Below are 21514 nucleotides of genomic sequence, written 5' to 3' on the forward strand. Positions count from 1 at the left end.
AGGCCTTCGAATGGATACGATATTCGCCTTGGCCAGCGCGCAAGGCAAAGCCGGGGTGGCGGTCATTCGCCTCTCTGGCCCTGAATCGCATTCCGCCGCGGAGCGTTTGACAGGGGCGCCGTTGCCACGCCGTGGAATGATCCTGCGCACTCTGCGGGATCAGGATGGCTCACGTTTGGACGATGGGCTGGTTCTGACCTTCCAGGCTCCGGCAAGTTTTACCGGTGAAGATGTGGCTGAGTTTCAGATCCACGGGAGTACGGCTTCGGTGAATGCCGTGCTGCGCTGTCTGTCGGATACAGACGGGCTGCGTATGGCTGAACCGGGTGAATTTACCCGTCGGGCGCTTGAAAACGGCAAGATGGACCTGACACAGGTAGAAGGTCTTGCAGATCTGATCGATGCCGAGACCGAGGCGCAGCGTAAACAGGCCCAGACCATTCTCGCCGGTGATCTTGGAGCCTTGGCCGAGCGTTGGCGTCGGGATCTGATCCGCGCGGCGTCTTTGCTGGAGGCTGTGATTGACTTTGCCGATGAAGAAGTTCCAACAGATGTCACTCCGGAAGTGCGGGATCTGGTGGATGGAGTCATGGCAGATCTTCGCCGTGAAGCAGATGGCGTGAAAATTGCCGAACGTATTCGCAATGGTTTCGAAGTCGCAATAGTAGGACTGCCAAATGCAGGTAAATCCACCTTGCTGAACGCTCTTGCTGGCCGCGACGCCGCGATCACGTCGGAATATGCGGGCACGACGCGAGATGTGATCGAAGTTCGGATGGACCTTGCCGGGTTGCCAGTGACTCTTCTGGATACAGCAGGGTTGAGGGAGACAAAGGATTATGTCGAAAATCTTGGAATTGAGCTGGCTCGTAAACGAGCGGATGCCGCTGATCTTCGGGTCTTTTTGTCAGATTCACCGAAACAATTGGGTGTGGTATTTCAGGACGGCGATATCCAAGTTTTACCCAAAGCGGACCTTCGCGGGGACTTAAGCGGTGGGGTTTCCGGTAAAACAGGGCAAGGGATTGATGCGTTAGTGGACCAGATATCGTGTGTTTTAAGTGATAGAACCACTAGCCATGGTATTGCAACGCGTGAACGGCACCGGGCGGCGATGAACAAGGCTGTAAACGCGTTGAGTGCCGCGATCCAGGTTCTGGAATCAGGTCCGGACCTGTATGATATCGCAGCAGAAGAGTTGAGAACGGCCATAAGAGCCCTGGAATCTTTGGTGGGCAGAATAGATGTCGAAACGCTGCTGGATGAAATCTTCTCCAGCTTCTGTTTGGGAAAGTAAGGAGTGTTTCACGTGAAACATTCGAAGTTTGATGTCATTGTCATCGGCGCGGGTCACGCTGGCACCGAGGCAGCTCATGCGTCTGCAAGGATGGGCGCAGCGACAGCGCTGGTAACCCTAAGCGCCTCGGATATCGGTGTGATGTCCTGCAATCCGGCGATTGGTGGTTTGGGAAAAGGTCATTTGGTGCGTGAGATCGACGCCCTTGATGGTGTCATGGGGCGCGTAGCGGATCAGGCTGGTATTCAGTTCAGATTGCTGAATCGTCGAAAAGGACCCGCTGTTCAGGGGCCAAGAACACAAGCGGACCGCGCCCTTTACCGGGCTGCAATGCAAAAGGAAACACAAAACCAAGAGAACCTTTCAGTCGTCGTCGGAGAAGTTGTCGACTTTCTAATGAATGGTTCACGTGTTGCAGGTGTCATACTTGCGGATGGGTCGGAGTTTTATGCGCAAGCGGTTATTCTGACTTCTGGCACTTTCCTTCGCGGGGTCATCCACATTGGTGACGTTTCACGCCCCGGTGGCCGCATGGGGGATCGCCCCTCTGTCAAACTCGCCGAACGGCTGGACAGTTACAACCTTCCGATGGGTCGTTTGAAAACCGGCACGCCACCGCGCTTGGACGGAAGAACGATCGATTGGTCAGACTTGGAAAAACAGCATGGGGATGATGATCCAACGCTGTTTTCGTTTCTGTCGACATCCGTTGTCGCGCCTCAGATTTCTTGCGGAATTACGCATACAAATGCGCAAACCCATGAGATTATCGAGGCGAACCTTTCGAAATCTGCGATGTACGGGGGTCATATCGATGGCGTAGGCCCACGGTATTGCCCATCGATAGAAGATAAGATTGTGCGTTTCGCAGATAAGGAATCACATCAAATTTTCTTGGAACCGGAAGGGGTAAACGATCACACGATCTATCCAAACGGCATATCGACATCGCTGCCACAAAATGTGCAATTGGATTATGTCCGGTCGATTAAAGGGCTGGAGAAGGCGGAAATTCTGCAACCAGGCTATGCGATCGAATATGACTATGTTGATCCACGGGTTCTGAGCGCTTCCTTGTCGCTGCCAGATGTACCGGGTCTATATCTAGCGGGTCAGATAAACGGAACAACAGGATATGAGGAAGCGGCCGCCCAGGGGATGGTGGCCGGATTGAATGCCGCATGTGAGGTCAAAGGGCGAGAATCGATCCATTTTACACGATCTGACAGCTATATCGGTGTGATGATTGATGATTTGACGACTCGCGGGGTTGCCGAACCCTACAGGATGTTCACGTCGCGGGCAGAATTCCGTCTATCTTTGCGAGCAGACAATGCTGACCAGCGTCTGACACCACTTGGGTTGGAACTGGGTTGTGTTGGGGAAGAACGTAAAGCTCAGTTTGAAGGTAAAATGCGACAGCTTGAGGCTGTGAAGTCAAAACTGACGGAGCGTACATTTACCCCCAAGGAAGTTCTTGCTGCCGGGATAAACGTCAACCAAGATGGCAATCGCCGGGATGGAATGGCGATTCTAGCGTTTCCTGATACATCCTTCGAAGATTTGCTGCCTCTGGTTCCAGAATTGCATGATGTTGATCCAAGTATCAGGCTTCAGGTTGAACGCGACGCCCTGTACGCAAATTACATCGCCAGACAAAAGCGAGACGTTGAAGCGATGAAAAGGGATGAATCCTATATCATCCCACGTGAGTTTGACTATTTTGCTCTTGATGGTCTGTCTTCAGAGATGAAACAGAAGCTGTCGCAGGCTAAGCCCTCGAACATTGCCCAGGCAAGCCGGGTGGAGGGGGTCACACCAGCGGCGCTTACGCTCGTCCTTGCGAAATTGCGTAGGGACCAAAGAGCGCGTCAGGCATGACAGTAGATTATTCCATGTTTGAAGATTTGGATGTTTCACGTGAAACATTCGAGCGTCTTTCAACTTATGTTGAGTTGGTGCGGCGCTGGAACCCAAGGATCAACCTCGTATCGCGGAACAGTCTGGAACACATATGGGACCGGCATATCCTTGATTCGGTGCAAGTTTATCGATGCGCAGATGAATTTGCTTCCTGGGTGGATTTGGGCAGCGGAGGTGGGTTTCCAGGTATGGTCTGCGCCATCATCGCAGCCGACGAAAACCCCGAGTCCTCGTTCACCATGGTAGAGAGTGACCAAAGAAAATCGGCTTTCCTGCGTAGCGTAGCACGGGAATGCGGTATTAAGTGCGTGGTTGTTTCGAAAAGGATCGAATCTGTTGATCCATTGGCTGCGAATATCGTTTCAGCCCGGGCACTTGCCGATTTGCGCAGCTTATTGTCCTTTTGTGACAGGCATTTAAGCGCAGGAGGGACAGCATTGTTGCCCAAAGGCGCAAATTGGAAAAAAGAGCTGGAAGACGCACGTGAGGAATGGAATTTCGAAGCTGAGCCGATTACAAGTTTAACTGAACCTCAAGCCGTTATCCTTAAGATCAAAGGAGTATCACGTGGTTGATTTGTCTCGACCTTCAGGGCCTCGGATTATCGCTGTCGCCAATCAGAAGGGTGGGGTAGGAAAAACAACCACAGCTATCAATCTGGCAGCGGGATTGGCGGAATCCGGATGCAGGGTTCTAGTGGTGGACCTCGATCCACAGGGGAATGCGTCGACCGGTTTGGGCGTCGAGGACCGGGATTGGACAACCTATGATCTGATCCTCGACGATGCTCCACTGGAGGCCGTGATTCAGGAAACAGAGATTGAAGGTCTTTTCGTGGTTCCCGCGACTGTTGATCTGAGTTCCGCTGATATCGAGCTGATTTCCAACGAAAAGCGCAGTTACCTTTTACATGATGCACTGCGTCAGACCGCGGTGGACATGTTCAATCTCGATTTTATCCTGATCGACTGCCCGCCATCGCTCAATTTGCTGACTGTCAACGCAATGGTTGCGGCGCATTCCGTGCTTGTGCCGCTGCAAAGTGAGTTCTTTGCTCTTGAAGGACTTTCGCAACTGATGCTGACAATTCGAGAGGTCCGTCAAACCGCGAATCCTGACCTGAGAATCGAAGGTGTTGTGTTGACCATGTATGACAACCGCAACAACTTGTCCCGTCAGGTCGAAAAGGACGCACGTGACAATCTGGGTGAGATGGTTTTTAAGACGAAAATACCCCGAAACGTGCGGGTCAGTGAGGCGCCGTCATATGCGTTGCCAGTCTTGCAATATGATTCGGGCTCACTTGGGGCAATGGCCTACCGGCATCTCGCGCGCGAGATCATGTACAAGAACAATAAATCTGCCGCCTGAGCGGGAATGAGGAGGGCGACATGAGCGCCAAGAAAGCGAAATCCAGAGGGTTGGGGCGAGGCCTGTCCGCTCTTATGGCGGATGTAAATCCCGAAACGGAAGGTCGGGCACAAAACGATACACGCAGACCTGATCTGAAAGTGCCGATCGAAAAGCTGAAAGCCAACCCCAACCAGCCGCGCCGCACCTTTCTGTCCGAGCAGTTGGATGAGCTGGCCGCGTCGGTTAAGGAAAAAGGAATCATTCAACCGCTGATCGTGCGGGCAACGGGTTCGGATGAGTATGAGATTGTCGCCGGGGAACGCCGATGGCGCGCGGCCCAGATGGCGCAGCTACATGATATCCCGGTCATTGTGCGTGAGTTCGACGACACCGAGGTCCTGGAAGTTGCGATCATCGAAAACATCCAGCGCGCCGATCTGAACGCGGTAGAAGAGGCCGCCGGTTACAAGCAATTGATGGATCGCTTTGGTCACACGCAGGAAAAACTTGCCGAAGCTCTGGGTAAGAGCCGTAGCCATATCGCCAACCTGCTGCGTCTTTTGTCTCTGCCAATGGATGTCCAAGCCCTTGTTATTGAAGGTAAATTATCAGCCGGGCACGCCAGGGCACTGATTACGGCGGAAAACCCGTCAGAACTTGCAAAGCAGATCGTCAAGGATGGCTTGTCGGTGCGTGCAACCGAAGCTTTGGTTAAAAAACAGCAGCAAGGTGGTGCAGAACGGCCCGCACCGCGCTCCAGAAATCTGGATGCGGGTAAGGATGCCGACACGCGCGCTTTGGAAAAGGATCTGTCGGCGATTTTGGCGATGAAAGTGTCGATCAATCACAAAGCCGGAACAGAAACCGGTCAAGTTGTTTTGACTTATGAAAACCTCGACCAGCTGGACGATCTATGCGCCAAGCTTAGCCGTTAGGACGCGTCCAGATAAAGATCATGACACCGCTCAGAACAACGGCTTGAATGATCAGGACGTGGCTTGGAAGCGCAAGAATGACTGACAATCCAAAGACAGCGGCGACCGACAAGGTGGCCGCTTTTTTTGCAGCCGGGCGTATGGCGCCTGAACGCTGCCAGTCCAGAATCATCGGTCCGAAAGTGCTGTGGCCGACCAGCCAATTGTGCAGCCGGGACGAAGAGCGCGCAAAAAAGAACGCAGCCAGCAAAAGAAACGGAACTGTTGGCAAAAGAGGCAGAGCAATACCTATCACGGCCAACCCCACACTTAGTAATCCCAACGCGGCCCAGAGGTATTGCATCTGCTATCCCAACAATTCTCGGATGACCGCGTTCAGAACTGCCCGACCGTCTTTGGTGGCAACCAGACGACCATTTTCCTGATCGATCATACCCAGCTCTTTCAGGTCATTAAGTTTGGTTTCTGGCAACGGCTGGTCTGACAATGTGTTAAAGCGATCAATATGTAGACCTTCAGAAACCCTCAACCCCATCATAAGGTATTCACTTGCTTGATCCTGAGTGGGCAGCAGGGTTCTTTCTTTCTCACCACTCCCCTTGGCAACGGCATTTAACCACGCGTTAGGGGACAAATACGTCTCGGTCGCCAATTTCTGGCCGTCCAACGTAACGCGGCCATGCGCACCCGGACCGATACCGACGTAATCTCCATAGCGCCAGTAGATCAGGTTGTGCCGGGACTCTGATCCCGGGCGGGCGTGATTCGACACTTCATATGCTGGCAGACCATGCGCTTCGCAAATTTCCTGTGTGGCCAGATACATGTCGGCGGCATGCTCGTCCTCTGGCAGACCCCGTAGCTTGCCAACGGCATAGCGATCCCCAAAGGCCGTGCCTTCCTCGATCGTCAGCTGGTAAAGCGAGAGATGATCGACAGCCATCGACAACGCCTCGGTCAATTCGCTGCGCCAGGCGTCCAATGTCTGATGCTGGCGGGCGTAGATGAGATCAAAGCTGACGCGTTCAAAACAGTTGCGCGCGATATCAAAGGCAGCACGTGCCTCGGCAACGGTGTGGATCCGACCCAGACGCCGTAGGTCTTCGTCGTTCAGCGCCTGAACCCCCATTGAAATTCGGTTCACGCCTGCATCCCGATACGCATCGAACCGTCCGGCCTCGACCGATCCCGGATTGGCCTCAAGCGTTATTTCCATGTCATTGGCGGGGCGCCACAACGCGCGGGCTTCTTCGATCACCGCTGCAACGGTGTCAGGCTCCATCAAAGAGGGGGTGCCGCCGCCAAAGAAAATCGTGTTCAGAACCCGGTCAGGGGTTTCGGACGCAGATCGGCGCAATTCACTTAGATAGGCATCGAACCATTGTTTTTGATCGATACTTCTCGATACATGGCTGTTGAAATCGCAATAGGGGCATTTGGCCTCGCAAAAGGGCCAATGCACATACAGGCCAAAGCCCCCGTTGCGCCAATCATCCGCCAAAGCAGCCCTTCACGAACATCTCCACCGCGCGGCCGCGATGGCTGATCTTGTTCTTTTCCCAGCGATCCATCTCGGCAAAGGTAATGTTGTACCCGTCAGGGACAAACATCGGGTCATAGCCAAAGCCACCTTCGCCACGGATTGGCCAAACCAGATGACCTGGCGCGATGCCCTCGAACACTTCGTCATGTCCGTCTGGCCAGGCCAAAACCAGCGTGCTGCGGAACTGAGCCGTGCGCGGGTGAGCGGCATTCTTTGCCTCTAACTCATTATGCGCGCGGGTCATCGCCATCAGGAAATCGCGGCCATTGCCGGTTTCGGCCCAATCTGCGGTATAAACACCGGGCGCGCCGTCCAGCGCGTCGATGGTGATGCCGGAATCGTCCGACAGGGCAGGCAGGCCGGTCGCCTTGGCGGCGGCATGGGCCTTGATCCGGGCGTTACCGACGAATGTATCCTCGGTTTCCTCCGGTTCAGGCAGGTCCATCTCTGCCGCACCCACTACGGTCACACCAAAAGGTTCGAGGAGATGCGCCATCTCCTCAAGCTTACCCTTGTTGTGCGTGGCCACCAGCAGCCTGTCGCTGTCGAACTTGCGGGTCATGCGGTGGCGGCCTTTTGGGCTGCGGCCAGTTCACCCACGCCTTTTTCGGCCAGATCCATCAACTGATCCATCTGGGCGCGGCTGAAAACCGAGCCTTCGGCAGACATCTGAACTTCGATCAGTTTGCCCGAGCCGGTCATGATGAAATTACCATCCACACCCGCTTCGCTGTCCTCGGGGTAATCCAGATCCAAAACCGGTTGACCGGCATAAATCCCGCAGGACACAGCAGCCACCGGATCGACCAGCGGGTCGGAAATCACGTCGCCGGCCTTCATCAGCTTGTTCACCGCCAGACGTAGTGCAACCCAACCTCCGGTGATCGAGGCGCAACGGGTTCCACCATCGGCCTGAATCACGTCGCAGTCCACGGTGATCTGACGTTCGCCCAGAGCAACCCGATCCACACCGGCACGCAGGGCGCGGCCGATCAGACGCTGGATTTCCACGGTGCGTCCACCTTGTTTGCCGCTGGCGGCCTCGCGCCGCATTCGTGTGTTGGTGGCGCGGGGCAGCATCCCGTATTCGGCGGTGACCCAACCCAGGCCCGAGCCTTTGATGAAAGGCGGAACACGATCCTCGATCGTGGCGGTGCACAGCACATGCGTGTCGCCCATTTTGATCAGGCAGGAGCCTTCGGCATGTTTGGTGAACCCCGTTTCGATTGAAACGGCGCGCATTTCGCTTAAATCTCGTCCAGAGGGTCGCATCGGAAATCCTTTGTTTGTTGGGTTGGGGATAACGCCCCGCAGCGTTACGATGCAACCCCGATTGACCTTTCATTTGCCTGCGATTTAATGACGACCCAGCAGAGGGCCGCTGATGAGCGAAGCAAGTAAAATTCTGAACGAGATGAACGACCGGTCGCGCGAGGTGTTTCGGCTGATCGTCGAGAGTTATCTGGACAGCGGTGAGCCGGTTGGCAGCCGCACCCTGACGCGCACCCTGTCAGAAAAAGTCAGCGCCGCGACTGTACGTAATGTGATGCAGGATCTGGAGTTTCTGGGTCTGCTCGACAGCCCTCATGTCAGCGCGGGCCGGATTCCAACACAGCAGGGGCTGCGGATGTTTGTGGACGGGTTGCTGGAAGTTGGCGATCTGGGGGCGGCTGACAGGCAGAAGCTGGATGAAACATTAGGCTCTAATGCGGGCGATGTGGGTGGAATGCTGGATCGTGTGGGCTCGGCTTTGTCACACGTGACACATGGTGCCTCGCTGGTTCTCACACCCAAGCATGAGTCCGAGATCAAACATATCGAGTTTGTCTCGCTGGGCCACGACCGCGCCTTGGTGGTTCTGGTGTTTGCGGACGGTCATGTTGAAAACCGCCTGTTCACGCCGCCGCCGGGGCAGACGCCCAGTTCGATGCGCGAGGCGGCAAATTTTCTGAACGCACTGATCGAGGGGCGCACGCTTAGCGAAGTGCGCCGTCAGATGCAGACGCAGATCGACGCCCGCAAGCAGGAGATCGATGTGTTGGCGCGTGAAATGGTCGAAAGCGGTATGGCCGCTTGGGACGGGGACGGGGGCGACTCGGCCCGTTTGATCGTGCGCGGGCGGGCGAATCTGCTGAATGAACCAGGTCAGGCCGAAGAGTTGGACCGAATCCGTACCTTGTTTGACGACCTGGAACGCAAGCGGGACATCGCGGAATTCCTTGAATTGACCGAAGAAGGCGAAGGTGTGCGCATTTTTATCGGGTCTGAGAACAAACTTTTCTCACTTTCGGGTTCCTCTTTGGTGGTGTCTCCATATATGAACGCTGATCGAAAGATAATCGGTGCGGTCGGGGTCATCGGGCCCACGCGTCTGAATTATGGACGGATCGTGCCGATCGTGGATTATACGGCGCAACTGGTCGGCAAGCTGATATCCGACCGGAGCTAGAGGGTAAGAGATGGCAGAGCCCAAGAACGAAGATTTTCTGGACGATATCGCAACCGCTGAGGCGGAAGAGCTGGCCGAAGAGCTGATGGACATCAGCGAAGAGGCGCTGGAGATCGACGCGCTACGTGCTGAGCGGGACGATTTCAAGGACAAGTTCATGCGCGCGCTGGCGGATGCTGAGAATGCGCGCAAACGCGGCGACAAGGCCCGTCGTGATGCCGAGCAATACGGCGGGTCGAAATTGGCCCGGGACATGCTGCCGGTTTACGACAACATGAAACGCGCGCTTGAAGCGGCGACCGATGAGCAGAAAGAGGTTGCGGCCGGTTTGCTGGAAGGTGTCGAACTGACCATGCGGGCGCTGAAGGACGTGTTCCAGAAGCATGGGATCGAGGTGATCACGCCGGAAGTTGGCGACCGGTTCGATCCCAATGTGCATGAAGCGATGTTTGAAGCACCGGTGCCGGGGACCCGTGCGGGCGACATTATCCAGGTGTCTGCCGAAGGGTTCATGTTGCACGACCGGTTGCTGCGTCCGGCGCAGGTTGGGGTGTCGTCGACACCTGCTAGCTGATTGGCCTCTGCGAGGCCAAGCCTTCGGCGAGAGTATTTTGGAAAAGATGAAGGGGCGGTCAGGATCTGGCCGCCTCTTTCAGTTTGTAAATCAGGTCGAGCGCTTCGCGCGGGGTGAGCTCGTCGGGAAGGATTTCATCGAGCATGTCAGTGACAGGTGACGCTTTGGGTGTTGGTGGCGGTGGAGGCGGCGCGGCCGAAAACAAAGGCAGATCGTCTATAAGAGCTTTTTGCTTGCCGCCTTCGCGTTCTGTTTTTTCCAGTTGACCCAGCACGATACGGGCGCGTTCGACCACGGATGCGGGCAGGCCGGCAAGCTGGGCGACCTGAACGCCATAGGATCGGTCGGCGGCGCCCTTGTGGACTTCGTGCAGGAAGATCACTTCGCCCTCCCATTCCTTGACCGCGACAGTGGCGTTATCGACGCCTTCAAGTTTTCCAGCCAACGCGGTGAGTTCATGGTAATGGGTGGCGAACAGGGCGCGGCATTTGTTGGAGGCGTGCAGGTGTTCCAGCGTGGCCCAGGCGATGGAGAGGCCGTCATAGGTGGCGGTGCCGCGACCGATTTCGTCGAGGATCACCAGCGCGCGATCATCAGCCTGGTTCAGGATGGCGGCGGTTTCGACCATTTCCACCATGAAGGTTGAGCGACCCCGGGCCAGATCATCCGATGCTCCGACGCGGCTGAACAGTTGGCTGACCAGACCGATTTGGGCCTGTTCGGCGGGGACATAACTGCCCATTTGCGCCAGGAGGGCGATTAGTGCGTTCTGGCGCAGGAAGGTTGATTTACCGGCCATGTTGGGACCGGTCAGCAGCCAGATGGCGGCACCTGTGCCAGCGCTCAGATCGCAGTCATTGGCGATGAAAGCATCACCGTTTTGCTGGCGCAGGGCGTGTTCGACGACCGGGTGGCGTCCGCCCTGAACGTCAAAAGCGCGAGAGGTGTCGACCTGTGGGCGGCACCAGTTCTCTCCCTGCGCCAGATCGGCCAATGCCGTCGTCAAATCCAGTTCAGCCAGCCCACGGGCAGCCTGGTTGAGGCGGGCAGCGAGGGTCAGAATCTCATCAGAAAGCCTTTGGTAGAGCCGCTTTTCGATCTCAAGCGCCAGATTTCCGGCATTCAGAATGCGCGTTTCGATCTCGGAGAGTTCGACGGTGGTGAACCGCACCTGATTGGCGGTGGTCTGGCGGTGGATATAGGTTTCTGAGAACGGCGGGTTCAGCATTTTTTCGGCATGGGTGGCCGTGGTTTCGATGAAATATCCCAGCACGTTGTTGTGCTTGATTTTCAACGAGGTGATGCCGGTATGCTCCGCATATTTCTGTTGGAACCCGGCGATCACCGAGCGGCCCTCGTCCCGCAGGGTACGGGCCTCGTCCAGTTCGGTGTCGAAGCCGGGGGCGATGAAACCGCCGTCGCGCGCCAGCAAGGGCGGTTCGGCGACAAGCGCCTCGTCCAGCAGGGTCAGCAGGTCGTCGAAGCCAACAAGATTTTGCAGAGCGGTGGCCAGCAGAACCGGCAAATCCTGACCGTCGCAAATTTCTGCAATAGCAACTGCTTGCGAAAGCCCATTGCGAATGGCCGCCAAGTCACGGGGGCCACCACGGTCCAGTGACAGGCGGGAAAGGGCCCGGTCCAGATCGGGGGTTTTGCGCAGGGCCTCGCGCAGGTCCGAGGCGATCAGGCTGTCCTCGGCGGCGAAACTGACTGCATCCAGACGGGCATGGATGACATCCAGGTTGCGGGAGGGGCTGGACAGGCGTTGCTCCAGCAACCGCGCGCCGCCCGGTGTGACGGTACGATCCACCACCGATAGCAGCGATCCGGCGCGGCCACCGGACAGGGATCGGGTCAGTTCCAGATTGCGCCTTGTGGCCGCGTCGATCTGAACCACGCGGTCTTCGGATTCCTTCAGCGGCGTTTGCAGCAGGGGCAACTTGCCCTTTTGCGTGATCTCCAGATAGTCAATCAGCGCACCCATGGCTGAAATCTCGGCGCGGCCAAAATTCCCGAATGCGTCCAGTGCCCCCACGTGAAACAATCCGCAGATGCGCTTTTCCGCCGCAGTGCTGTCAAAGCTGGCGCGCCCGAGCGGGGTCAGCGAGATTCCAAGATCGCGAACCGGTTCGTTCAGCTTTTCTTGTATTCCGTCGGCAACGATCAGTTCGGAGGGGGCCAGCCGCGCCAGCTCGGGGCTCAGCCGCACGGATGTCAAAGGCATCACGTGAAACGCGCCGGTCGAGATATCGGCCCAAGCCAGCGCGGATTCATCCCGCACTTCGGCATAAGCGGCCAGAAAGTTGTGGCGGCGGGCCTCCAGCAGCGCGTCTTCAGTGAGCGTGCCGGGCGTTACCAAACGCACAACATCGCGCTTTACCACCGATTTAGAGCCTCTTTTCTTCGCCTCGGCGGGACTTTCCATCTGTTCGCAAACCGCGACGCGAAAGCCTTTGCGGATCAGCGTTAATAGATAACCTTCGGCCGAATGCACGGGCACGCCGCACATCGGAATGTCGGCTCCGTTGTGTTTTCCACGTTTGGTCAGGGCGATATCCAGCGCCTCGGCGGCGTTGACGGCGTCCTCGAAAAACATCTCGTAAAAGTCGCCCATGCGGTAGAACAGCAGCGCGTCTGCATGGGCCTCTTTGATCTCGAGATATTGCGCCATCATTGGCGTGACTGTGGACAAGGCGGCCCCCTTTTGGCGTATTCCGGGCGCGACCTTACAAATCCCGCATCTTCTGTAAAAGCCGAAAACTCATTCTCGTTGAGGCGCGCGTTCTCCTGCGTTATGAGGCGACAGCCCAACATATGTAAAGAAACGACCCATCACATGCCCAAAGCGAAGATCACCAAAGAAGAGGCGCTCGCCTTTCACCTCGACCCGACCCCCGGCAAGTGGGAGGTGCAGGCCACCGTACCCATGACCACACAGCGCGATCTGTCGCTGGCCTACAGCCCCGGCGTCGCTGTTCCATGTGAGGCAATCGCCGAAGCGCCCGAGACCGCCTATGACTATACGAACAAGGGCAATCTGGTCGCTGTGATCTCGAACGGGACTGCGGTTCTGGGGCTTGGTAACCTGGGCGCGCTGGGCTCGAAACCGGTGATGGAGGGGAAATCGGTCCTGTTCAAACGGTTTGCCGATGTGAACTCGATCGATATCGAGCTGGATACCGAAGACCCGGACGAATTCTGCCGCGCCGTGCGTCTGATGGGTCCGACCTTTGGCGGTATCAACCTTGAGGACATCAAGGCGCCGGAATGTTTCATCATCGAACAGCGCCTGAAGGAAGAGATGGATATCCCTGTCTTCCACGACGACCAGCACGGCACGGCGGTGATCTGCGCGGCGGGTCTGCTGAATGCGCTGCATATTTCGGGCAAAAAGATTGAGGACGTTAAGATCGTTCTGAACGGCGCGGGCGCGGCGGGAATCGCCTGTATCGAACTGCTCAAGGCAATGGGCGCCCGGCACGAAAACTGCATCGTCTGTGACACCAAGGGCGTGATCTATCAGGGCCGGACCGAGGGGATGAACCAGTGGAAATCGGCCCACGCGATCTCCACTGATCTGCGCACTCTGGAAGACGCCATGCGGGGGGCCGACGTGTTCCTGGGCGTGTCGGTCAAAGGTGCCGTGACGCAGGATATGGTCGCCAGCATGGCGGACAATCCGGTGATCTTCGCCATGGCGAACCCCGATCCCGAGATCACGCCGGAAGAGGCGCATGAGGTGCGTGTTGATGCCATCGTCGCCACCGGGCGCAGTGACTATCCGAACCAGGTGAACAACGTTTTGGGCTTCCCCTACCTGTTTCGCGGCGCGCTGGACATCCATGCCCGCGCGATCAATGACGAAATGAAGATCGCCTGTGCCCATGCTCTGGCCCGTCTTGCGCGTGAGGATGTGCCGGATGAAGTCGCCATGGCCTATGGCAAATCGCTGACCTTTGGCCGCGACTACATCATCCCGACCCCGTTCGACCCGCGCCTTATCCACCGTATCCCTCCGGCGGTTGCCAAGGCCGGGATGGATACTGGAGCAGCCCGCCGTCCGATCATAGACATGGAGGCGTATGAGCTGAGCCTCAAGTCCCGCATGGACCCGACCGCCAGCATCCTGCGCGGCCTGAACGCCCGAGCGCGTGCAGCGCAAAGCCGGATGATCTTTGCCGAGGGCGACGATCCGCGCGTCTTGCGCGCAGCGGTAATGTATCAGCGCTCGGGCTTTGGCAAAGCGCTGGTTGTGGGGCGTCCGGATGACGTGAAACAAAAGCTCGAGGCTGCAGGGCTCGGGGATGCGGTGCGTGAGATTGAGGTGGTGAACGCCGCAAACACCATGCATCTCGACGCTTACAAAGGCTTTCTCTACAGCCGTTTGCAGCGCAAAGGTTTTGACCGCAAGGATATTCACCGCCTGGCTGCCCGCGACCGTCACGTGTTTTCGTCCTTGATGCTGGCACATGGTCATGCCGACGGTCTGGTGACCGGAGCGACCCGCAAATCCGCGCATGTGCTGGATCGGATCAATCACGTCTTTGACGCCGACGCCGCCCATGGAGCCGCCGGCGTGACGGCCTTGTTGCACAAGGGTCGGATCGTTCTGATCGGCGACACGCTGGTGCATGAATGGCCGGATGAGAACGATCTGGCGAATATTGCCGAACGTGCGGCCGCTGTGGCCCGCCATATGGGGCTGGAGCCACGAGTGGCTTTCGTCAGTTTCTCGACCTTCGGCTATCCAGTGTCGGAACGCGCCGAAAAGATGCATGTCGCGCCCGAGGTTCTGGACCGGCGCGGTGTGGACTTTGAGTACGAAGGCGAAATGACTGTCGACGTGGCGCTGAACGCGCATCAGCAGGAGGCTTATCCCTTCTCGCGCCTGACCGGCCCCGCGAATATCCTGATCGTTCCGGCGCGCCATTCGGCGTCGATCTCGACCAAGCTGATGCAGGAAATGGGTGGCGCGACGGTGATTGGTCCGATCCTGTCGGGCATCGATAAGCCAATTCAGATTTGCTCGACCGTCTCTACGGCCAATGACATTTTGAACATGGCCATTCTGGCCTCCTGCGATATCGGGTAAGTCATGACGATCTGGAATCTTGGCTCGATCAATGCGGATATGGTCTATGACCTGCCGCATCTGCCCACGCCGGGGGAAACTCTGGCGGCCCTAGGGCTGGATCGGTTCCTTGGTGGCAAAGGGGCCAACATGTCCGTCGCTGCCGCGCGGGCCGGGTCACGCGTCAGCCATATCGGTGCTGTGGGGCATGATGGGCGCTGGGCGAAGGATCGCTTGACGGAATATGGTGTGGACACGCGCTATATCTCAGAGGTGGATCTTCCGACGGGTCACGCGATCATTGCAGTGGACGACGAAGGTGAGAACCTGATCATCCTTTATCCGGGGGCGAACCACGCGCTGGATGTCAGCCATTTGGGGCAGGCGCTGTCGGCAGCAAATACAGGCGATCTGCTGATCCTGCAGAACGAAACCAACGCGCAGGTCGAAGCAGCGCAGTTGGGGCACAGGCTCGGGCTGACCGTTTGTTACGCTGCGGCGCCGTTTCAGGCGCAGGCGGTAAAGGCGGTTCTGCCCTATCTGGATTTCCTGATCCTGAACGAGGTCGAGGCCGAACAGCTGCGTCAGGAAACCGGGCTAAGCGCCGCTGATCTGCCGGTGCGACATGTCATTGTCACGCTGGGCTCAAAAGGCGCGCGGTATTTGCAGCATGGCAGCGATCCGGTGGAGTTTGCGGCGCATAAGGTGCAGGCCGTGGATACCACAGGGGCAGGCGATACGTTCACCGGCTATGTCCTGGCGGGTATGGATCGCGGTATGCCGATGGAACAGGCCATTCTGCAAGCAAACCGTGCCGCGGCCCTGATGGTCACGCGGCACGGGACGGCGGATGTTATTCCCGATCTGAAAGAAGTGCGCGACGCATCCTTCGATTAAGACCCAGCAAACGGCGCGTCTGTACCCCAAAGCTGTTTGACGCGTGCGTCTCGCCCGCAGGCTTTGCGGTAGGCTTTATAGGCATTGCGCTGACGCTTGGGCCCAAAGCGGGTGAAGATCAGCTTGTTCCCCTTGTAGTAATCCTGATGGTACGCCTCGGCCGGGTAAAAGGTACCTGCGCTCAGGATCGGAGTGACAACGGTTTGTCCCAATGCTCGCTGCGCGTTAGCCTTGGCTTTCTCGGCGAGAGCTTTTTCGCTTGTGTTAGAGACGAAAATTGCCGTGCGATAACTGTCCCCGCGATCACAGAACTGACCGCCGGCGTCAGTGGGATCAACCGAGCGGAAGAACATGTTCAGCAGTGTTTCACGTGAGACGCGGGCCGGATCGAACGTGATCTGCACAGCCTCATAATGGCCGGTTCCCCCTTTTGACACTTGATTATACGTAGGGTTGGCAGACTCGCCGCCGGTATACCCCGACACTGCCCCGGTGACGCCCGGAACCGATTCAAAATCGGATTCCACGCACCAGAAACACCCTCCGGCAACCGTCAGCGTTTCAGTCCCCGCCGCCGGGGCAGGCAGAGCACGCAGCATTGCGGCCAATGCGATCAGGGTGAACAGAAGGGCCGGTTTGAAGGCATCAAGATAAGCAGTCCGTGTCATGTCAGGTCTCCTTTTGGGACCAAGGTGACCCGAGTTTGGCCGACTTGCAATTGCCTGACATCGCATGTCACGCGCTGGTGAGACGAGTTTATCAGCCATGGGTTTGTCGCAAGAAACCTTGTGTCTCGACACCAAAAGATTTCTTCTGAGATCCGGTGATGCAAGGTTGGGATCAGGATCGATGGTTCAGGAGGCACAGGTATCAACCCGTTTGTTGGTCATCGTTGCACCCAGCTTCAACATGGCGGCGACCATGGGGTTTATCGATCCGTTTCGGGCCGCGAACTATCTGGACGGAAAGCCCTATTTCACATGGAGCTTCCTGTCCGAAACAGGGGGCTTCTGCGTATCCAGCAATGGTGCAGGTATCGAGACCCAAGCGCTTGATACAAAACGTTTGACCGACGCTGACATTGTTATTGTATCCTCAAGCTGGACGCCAGAGCGGCATCTGACATCCAAGCTGAGCACCGCTTTGCGACACTGGGCACGCAGCGGAGCGACCCTAGGCGCGCTGGACACCGGCGCTTTCATTCTGGCGCAGGCCGGGTTGCTGAACGGTCGGCGTGCAACTGTCCACTATGAGCATATCGATGCGCTGCAAGAACTGTATCCGAATATTGAGGTTGTCGAGAATCTTTACGTTCTGGACGGTAACCGGATCACCTGTTGCGGCGGGTCGGCGGCGACCGACTTCGGGCTGCAGATATTACAGGGCATCAAAGGAAGTGCACTGGCCAATGCCGCCGCCAGATACGTGTTTCATGACCGGCTGCGCGGCCCGGCCGAGATGCAGCAGCCGGAAGGCAAAGAACCCTTGGGTACGACTGTACCCGCCAAACTGAAAACCGCGATTCAGGTGATGGAGGCCAATCTTGAGGAACCTGTTCCGGTTCCCGAGATTTGCAGGCGGGCAGGTATATCGCACCGGCAACTGGATCGATTGTTTGCGACATATATCAAGAAAACACCCGCGCTTTACTATCGCGACATCAGGCTTGACCGTGCGCGCGGGCTGGTGACGCAGACCGAGTTACCAATAGCCGAGATTGCCCTTGCTTCGGGCTTTTTAAGTCCAGTGCATTTCAGCCGCGCCTACAAGGACAGGTTCGGCTTGCCCCCGACCCATGACAGAGTTGAAGGACGCGTTCCGTTCGAGTTTCGCGCTTGGCCGATGCATCGTAAGCCCAGACACTGATTTTCCGACGCTTGGGTATTTGGCTTAAAAAGTTTGCTGAACGGCGAAAAAAGTCACGCCGCTGAACAAGACTCAGCAGATCATATGCGTCAAAAGCCAGTCACCGGGGTTGCCATGCCCCAGAGTTGTGGAGCCTCTCATGAGCCAGCTGCCGTCCAAAACCCAGTTCGAGCGGATTTCTGATGGTTTTAGCACCGATCCTTTCAACACCAGTTCCCTGAAGGCCGAAGCCTATGTTGATCCGGCCTGGCATCAGGTCGATCTGAACGAAATCCTCGCCAAAACCTGGCAGTGGGTCTGCCACGTTGAAAAACTGCGCGCTCCGGGCTCTTACACGACAGTTGAAATTGCCGGGCGACCAATTGCGGTGGTGCGCGATCGCGAAGGTGTGCTTCGCGCCTTTTACAACGTATGCAAGCACCGCGCCCATCATCTGCTGTCGGGTGAAGGCGAAACCACCCGCATCATGTGCCCGTATCACGCCTGGGTCTATAAGCTGGACGGCCAGTTGGTGCGCGCGCCCGAAACCGAGAATCTGGCGGACTTCAAAACGTCGGATATCTGTCTCGATCAGGTACAGGTCGAAGAATTCGCCGGCTTCATTTATGTAAATTTAGACCCTAACGCTGCGCCTTTGCGCGATGTTTCCGGAAACCTGGAAACCGAAATCCGCCACTGGGCACCGGATATCGAGCAGCTGACATTCGGTCATCGCCTGACCTATGACATCAAGTCGAACTGGAAAAACGTCGTCGACAACTTTCTTGAATGCTACCACTGCCCGACGGCCCACAAGGACTTCTGTGATCTGGTCGATATGGACACCTACAAGGTGACCACATACGGCATCTACTCCAGTCACATGGCCGAAGCGGGTAAAGGTGCCAACACGGCCTATGACGTGTCCAATGCCACTGTGCGCACCCATGCGGTTTGGTGGCTTTGGCCCACGACCTGCCTGATGCGCTATCCGGGGCGGTCTTCGATGATCGTGCTGAATATCATTCCGATCGGTCCTGACCGGACATTGGAAACCTACGATTTCTTCCTCGAAACCCCTGATCCGGACGAGGCAGAACTGGAGGCGATCCGCTATCTGGACGAGGTTTTACAAAAGGAAGACATCGATATTGTCGAAAGTGTTCAACGCGGGATGAGCACCCCGGCCTTCACGCAAGGCCGGATCGTGCATGACCCCAATGGCTCGGGCAAATCGGAACATGCGGTGCATCACTTCCACGGGCTGGTTCTGGACGCCTACGCAAAGGCCGCGCCGTGACACGACCCAACATCGTTGTGATTATGGCCGATCAGCTGGCGCCGCATTTTTGCGGCGCTTACGGCCATCCGACGGTGAAAACCCCAAACATCGATGCTCTGGCCGCGCGCGGCATGCGGTTTGACGCGGCCTATTGCAACTCACCCCTCTGCGCTCCGTCACGGTTTGCGTTCATGTCCGGGCAGTTGATCAGCCGGATTGCAGCCTATGACAATGCCAGCGAGTTTCGCGCCTCGGTCCCGACTTTTGCGCATTATCTCAAAGCGCTGGGCTATCGAACTTGCCTGTCGGGCAAGATGCACTTCGTTGGCCCGGACCAGAAACACGGGTTTCAGGATCGTGTGACCACCGACATCTACCCCTCTGACTTCGCCTGGACCCCGGATTGGGAGGCCCCGGACGAGCGGATCGACAAGTGGTATCACAACATGCAAACGGTCAAGGAAAGCGGTGAGGCCGTCGCCACCTTCCAGACAGACTACGACGACGAAGTCGAATTCGCGGCGCGCCGATGGCTGGTCGACAGGGGCCGAGATCGGGCATCTGGCGAAGATGCTCCGTTCTGCATGGTGGCCAGCTTTATCCATCCGCATGACCCCTATGTGGCCAAGCCGGAGTGGTGGAACCTGTATTCCGACGCAGACGTGCCGATGCCTGAGTTCACCCTGACGCCCGAGGAACAGGACCCATTCTCGCGCCGGGTGATGGACGGGATCGAGGCGAGCTATGTCCCTCTGACCGAAGAGGAAATCCGCCGCGCCCGCCGGGCTTACCTGGCCAATGTCAGCTATTTCGACAGCAAGGTTGGCGCGATGGTGAAGGCTTTGGAAGATATCGGAGAGTTGGACAACACCATCGTCATCGTCACCGCAGATCACGGCGACATGCTGGGCGAACGCGGTTTGTGGTACAAGATGAACTTCTTCGAACATTCGGCCCGTGTTCCGTTGATCATGGCGGGTCCCGGCGTTGCCAAAGGGTGCGCGGCCAACGCCTGTTCTTTGCTTGATCTGCTGCCGACATTTGTGGAGATCGCCGGAGGGTCCGAAGCAATCTATGGTGAACCGATCGACGGTCGATCATTGCTGCCGCTTGCGCGCGGAGAGGTCGACCCGGTGGATGAGGCTATCGGCGAATATTGCGCCGAGATGACGCCATATCCGGTGTTTATGATCCGGCGCGGCCCTCTGAAATACATTCACTGCGACCCGGACCCACCCCAACTCTATGATCTTTCGAAAGACCCGTTGGAGAAAGTGAATCGTGCTGGTGACCCGGCTTACGTTGAGCAGTCAGCGAAGTTTGCTGAAGAAGTCGCAACACGCTTGAACAGCGAAAGCCTGCGCGCGGACGTGATCGCGACGCAGAAATCCCGCCGCGCCCTGCACGCCGCGATGGCGGCGGGTGCTGGTGAGGCCTGGGACTACAACCCGCCAAGGGATGCCACTCAGGAATACGTGCGCAACCACATGGATTGGACAGTCGCCGCAACCCGCTATCGCTATCCGCCTTTGAAGGAGACCAAAGAATGATGCTGGAAGGCAAAACAGCCCTTGTGACCGGCGGGCGCGGAGGCATCGGGCGCGCAATTGTCGCGCGTTTCCTGCGCGAGGGCGCCCGGGTTTATGCCGCCGACCTGACACCTCAAGGGTCTCTGGCGGCTCATGATGATGATGGCAGCATCTTCGTGAAGCTCGATGTCACGCAGGAAGCAGATGCAATTGCCGCGATGGGGATGGTCGGTGCCGAAACTGGCCAGTTGGACATTCTGGTCAATGCCGCCGGCATCGAGATTGAAAAAACCATCGAAGAAACGACGCTGGAGGAATGGAACCTGTCTTTTGCGGTCAACGTGACGGGGACATTTTTAACCTCGAAACACGCGCTGCCGCTGTTGCGCAAAGGGGCTGCGTCGGGTGTCTCGGCTTCGATCATCAATTTCGGCAGCTATGACGGGTTCATCGCTGATCCCGGCCTTGCCGCCTATTGCGCAACAAAAGGGGCGATTCACGCTCTGACCCGAGCAATGGCGTGTGATCACGGGCCGGAAGGTATCCGTGTGAACGCAATCTGCCCCGGCTATGTCGACACCCCGATGTTGCAGAGTTTTTTCACCGGCGATGGATCGGGCGGCGGCGGCAAGACCATTGATCAGTTGCAACAGGCTGTGCGCGACGTACACCCGATGCGCAGTTATGGCACGCCGGACGATATCGCCAATCTGGTGAACTGGCTGGCCTCGGACGAGGCGCGCTATGCCAGCGGTCAACTTTGGGTTCTGGACGGAGGGCTGAGCGCGCAAGTTCAGCAGATGAAGCTATGAGCAA

19 protein-coding genes are annotated in these 21514 nt (G+C 57.3%); 13 read left to right on the forward strand and 6 right to left on the reverse strand.

Features of this window, described 5'->3' with window-relative positions; translation table 11 throughout:
• Window positions 1-10 precede the first annotated feature (10 nt).
• Genes mnmE through ACR0LF_RS19315 form a run of 5 tightly spaced genes read left to right on the forward strand, consistent with a single transcriptional unit; the run spans window position 11 to window position 5508 of the window.
• The gene (gene mnmE / locus ACR0LF_RS19295; RefSeq protein ID WP_480577401.1) at window positions 11-1297 is read left to right on the forward strand and encodes a tRNA uridine-5-carboxymethylaminomethyl(34) synthesis GTPase MnmE; all 1287 of its coding nucleotides are present in this window, start codon (window positions 11-13) and stop codon (window positions 1295-1297) included.
• A 12-nt stretch (window positions 1298-1309) separates the two neighbouring features.
• Complete coding sequence (gene mnmG / locus ACR0LF_RS19300) at window positions 1310-3178, forward strand: tRNA uridine-5-carboxymethylaminomethyl(34) synthesis enzyme MnmG (RefSeq protein ID WP_480577404.1); 1869 nt, start codon at window positions 1310-1312, stop codon at window positions 3176-3178.
• Window positions 3175-3795, forward strand: a complete 621-nt coding sequence (rsmG, locus tag ACR0LF_RS19305) for a 16S rRNA (guanine(527)-N(7))-methyltransferase RsmG (protein ID WP_480577407.1) — start codon at window positions 3175-3177, stop codon at window positions 3793-3795. The genes mnmG and rsmG overlap by 4 nt, the downstream gene beginning before the upstream one ends.
• Window positions 3788-4591 carry a ParA family protein gene (locus ACR0LF_RS19310; protein ID WP_480577410.1) on the forward strand — a complete coding sequence of 268 codons (804 nt, stop codon included), beginning with the start codon at window positions 3788-3790 and terminating at the stop codon, window positions 4589-4591. The genes rsmG and ACR0LF_RS19310 overlap by 8 nt, the downstream gene beginning before the upstream one ends.
• A 20-nt stretch (window positions 4592-4611) precedes the next feature.
• Window positions 4612-5508, forward strand: a complete 897-nt coding sequence (locus ACR0LF_RS19315) for a ParB/RepB/Spo0J family partition protein (RefSeq protein ID WP_480577413.1) — start codon at window positions 4612-4614, stop codon at window positions 5506-5508.
• On the opposite strand, the gene ACR0LF_RS19320 is transcribed toward ACR0LF_RS19315, so the two are convergent.
• The 4 genes from ACR0LF_RS19320 to rph are packed head-to-tail and all read right to left on the reverse strand — an operon-like array spanning window position 5498 to window position 8323.
• On the reverse strand, window positions 5498-5851 hold the full coding sequence (locus ACR0LF_RS19320) for a YbaN family protein (RefSeq protein WP_480577416.1): 354 nt from the start codon (window positions 5849-5851) through the stop codon (window positions 5498-5500). The genes ACR0LF_RS19315 and ACR0LF_RS19320 overlap by 11 nt on opposite strands.
• 3 nt (window positions 5852-5854) lie before the next feature.
• Window positions 5855-7009: a radical SAM family heme chaperone HemW gene (hemW, locus tag ACR0LF_RS19325; RefSeq protein WP_480577419.1), complete on the reverse strand. Its 1155-nt coding sequence runs from the start codon at window positions 7007-7009 to the stop codon at window positions 5855-5857.
• A complete protein-coding gene (rdgB, locus tag ACR0LF_RS19330) occupies window positions 6999-7613 on the reverse strand; it encodes an RdgB/HAM1 family non-canonical purine NTP pyrophosphatase (RefSeq protein ID WP_480577422.1) in 615 nt (204 codons plus the stop codon). The genes hemW and rdgB overlap by 11 nt, the downstream gene beginning before the upstream one ends.
• Window positions 7610-8323, reverse strand: coding sequence for a ribonuclease PH (rph, locus tag ACR0LF_RS19335; RefSeq protein WP_170655392.1), 714 nt, complete (start codon window positions 8321-8323; stop codon window positions 7610-7612). The genes rdgB and rph overlap by 4 nt, the downstream gene beginning before the upstream one ends.
• A 112-nt stretch (window positions 8324-8435) precedes the next feature.
• Here rph and hrcA point away from each other — a divergent pair, with 112 nt between their 5' ends.
• Together hrcA and ACR0LF_RS19345 are read left to right on the forward strand one after the other, a co-directional pair.
• Complete coding sequence (gene hrcA / locus ACR0LF_RS19340; protein ID WP_480577426.1) at window positions 8436-9500, forward strand: heat-inducible transcriptional repressor HrcA; 1065 nt, start codon at window positions 8436-8438, stop codon at window positions 9498-9500.
• Window positions 9501-9510: 10 nt separating this feature from the next.
• A complete protein-coding gene (locus tag ACR0LF_RS19345) occupies window positions 9511-10074 on the forward strand; it encodes a nucleotide exchange factor GrpE (RefSeq protein ID WP_480577429.1) in 564 nt (187 codons plus the stop codon).
• Between the two features lie 58 nt (window positions 10075-10132).
• Here ACR0LF_RS19345 and mutS read toward each other — a convergent pair whose 3' ends face one another.
• The gene (mutS, locus tag ACR0LF_RS19350; RefSeq protein WP_480578044.1) at window positions 10133-12748 is read right to left on the reverse strand and encodes a DNA mismatch repair protein MutS; all 2616 of its coding nucleotides are present in this window, start codon (window positions 12746-12748) and stop codon (window positions 10133-10135) included.
• A 162-nt stretch (window positions 12749-12910) separates the two neighbouring features.
• Between mutS and ACR0LF_RS19355 the strand changes: the two genes are divergently transcribed.
• The gene (locus ACR0LF_RS19355) at window positions 12911-15166 is read left to right on the forward strand and encodes an NADP-dependent malic enzyme (protein WP_480577432.1); all 2256 of its coding nucleotides are present in this window, start codon (window positions 12911-12913) and stop codon (window positions 15164-15166) included.
• A gap of 3 nt (window positions 15167-15169) precedes the next feature.
• Window positions 15170-16042: a ribokinase gene (locus ACR0LF_RS19360; RefSeq protein WP_480577435.1), complete on the forward strand. Its 873-nt coding sequence runs from the start codon at window positions 15170-15172 to the stop codon at window positions 16040-16042.
• On the opposite strand, the gene msrA is transcribed toward ACR0LF_RS19360, so the two are convergent.
• Entirely contained in the window at window positions 16039-16710 is a 672-nt protein-coding gene (msrA, locus tag ACR0LF_RS19365; RefSeq protein WP_480577438.1) for a peptide-methionine (S)-S-oxide reductase MsrA, read from the reverse strand. The two genes, ACR0LF_RS19360 and msrA, sit on opposite strands and share 4 nt — an antisense overlap.
• Before the next feature lie 181 nt (window positions 16711-16891).
• Here msrA and ACR0LF_RS19370 point away from each other — a divergent pair, with 181 nt between their 5' ends.
• The 4 genes from ACR0LF_RS19370 to ACR0LF_RS19385 all read left to right on the forward strand — a co-directional run bounded on the left by ACR0LF_RS19370 (window position 16892) and on the right by ACR0LF_RS19385 (window position 21510).
• Window positions 16892-17908, forward strand: coding sequence for a GlxA family transcriptional regulator (locus tag ACR0LF_RS19370; protein ID WP_480577441.1), 1017 nt, complete (start codon window positions 16892-16894; stop codon window positions 17906-17908).
• A 139-nt stretch (window positions 17909-18047) separates the two neighbouring features.
• The gene (locus ACR0LF_RS19375; RefSeq protein ID WP_480577443.1) at window positions 18048-19187 is read left to right on the forward strand and encodes an aromatic ring-hydroxylating oxygenase subunit alpha; all 1140 of its coding nucleotides are present in this window, start codon (window positions 18048-18050) and stop codon (window positions 19185-19187) included.
• Window positions 19184-20719, forward strand: a complete 1536-nt coding sequence (gene betC / locus ACR0LF_RS19380; RefSeq protein WP_480577446.1) for a choline-sulfatase — start codon at window positions 19184-19186, stop codon at window positions 20717-20719. Before ACR0LF_RS19375 ends, betC begins: the two co-directional genes overlap by 4 nt.
• Complete coding sequence (locus ACR0LF_RS19385) at window positions 20716-21510, forward strand: SDR family NAD(P)-dependent oxidoreductase (protein ID WP_480627511.1); 795 nt, start codon at window positions 20716-20718, stop codon at window positions 21508-21510. The genes betC and ACR0LF_RS19385 overlap by 4 nt, the downstream gene beginning before the upstream one ends.
• Window positions 21511-21514 lie beyond the last annotated feature (4 nt).

Source organism: Ruegeria sp. E8 (assembly GCF_056533985.1).

Excerpts from the sequence above, each read along its gene's own strand:
- ACR0LF_RS19345 (WP_480577429.1), top strand. The coding sequence starts at position 9,511 with ATGGCAGAGCCCAAGAACGAAGATTTTCTGGACGATATCGCAACCGCT.
- hrcA (WP_480577426.1), top strand. The coding sequence starts at position 8,436 with ATGAGCGAAGCAAGTAAAATTCTGAACGAGATGAACGACCGGTCGCGC.
- mutS (WP_480578044.1), bottom strand. The coding sequence starts at position 12,748 with ATGATGGCGCAATATCTCGAGATCAAAGAGGCCCATGCAGACGCGCTG.
- rsmG (WP_480577407.1), top strand. The coding sequence starts at position 3,175 with ATGACAGTAGATTATTCCATGTTTGAAGATTTGGATGTTTCACGTGAA.
- mnmE (WP_480577401.1), top strand. The coding sequence starts at position 11 with ATGGATACGATATTCGCCTTGGCCAGCGCGCAAGGCAAAGCCGGGGTG.
- rdgB (WP_480577422.1), bottom strand. The coding sequence starts at position 7,613 with ATGACCCGCAAGTTCGACAGCGACAGGCTGCTGGTGGCCACGCACAAC.
- ACR0LF_RS19360 (WP_480577435.1), top strand. The coding sequence starts at position 15,170 with ATGACGATCTGGAATCTTGGCTCGATCAATGCGGATATGGTCTATGAC.
- ACR0LF_RS19370 (WP_480577441.1), top strand. The coding sequence starts at position 16,892 with ATGGTTCAGGAGGCACAGGTATCAACCCGTTTGTTGGTCATCGTTGCA.
- rph (WP_170655392.1), bottom strand. The coding sequence starts at position 8,323 with ATGCGACCCTCTGGACGAGATTTAAGCGAAATGCGCGCCGTTTCAATC.
- ACR0LF_RS19385 (WP_480627511.1), top strand. The coding sequence starts at position 20,716 with ATGATGCTGGAAGGCAAAACAGCCCTTGTGACCGGCGGGCGCGGAGGC.
- ACR0LF_RS19355 (WP_480577432.1), top strand. The coding sequence starts at position 12,911 with ATGCCCAAAGCGAAGATCACCAAAGAAGAGGCGCTCGCCTTTCACCTC.
- msrA (WP_480577438.1), bottom strand. The coding sequence starts at position 16,710 with ATGACACGGACTGCTTATCTTGATGCCTTCAAACCGGCCCTTCTGTTC.
- ACR0LF_RS19375 (WP_480577443.1), top strand. The coding sequence starts at position 18,048 with ATGAGCCAGCTGCCGTCCAAAACCCAGTTCGAGCGGATTTCTGATGGT.
- ACR0LF_RS19315 (WP_480577413.1), top strand. The coding sequence starts at position 4,612 with ATGAGCGCCAAGAAAGCGAAATCCAGAGGGTTGGGGCGAGGCCTGTCC.
- ACR0LF_RS19320 (WP_480577416.1), bottom strand. The coding sequence starts at position 5,851 with ATGCAATACCTCTGGGCCGCGTTGGGATTACTAAGTGTGGGGTTGGCC.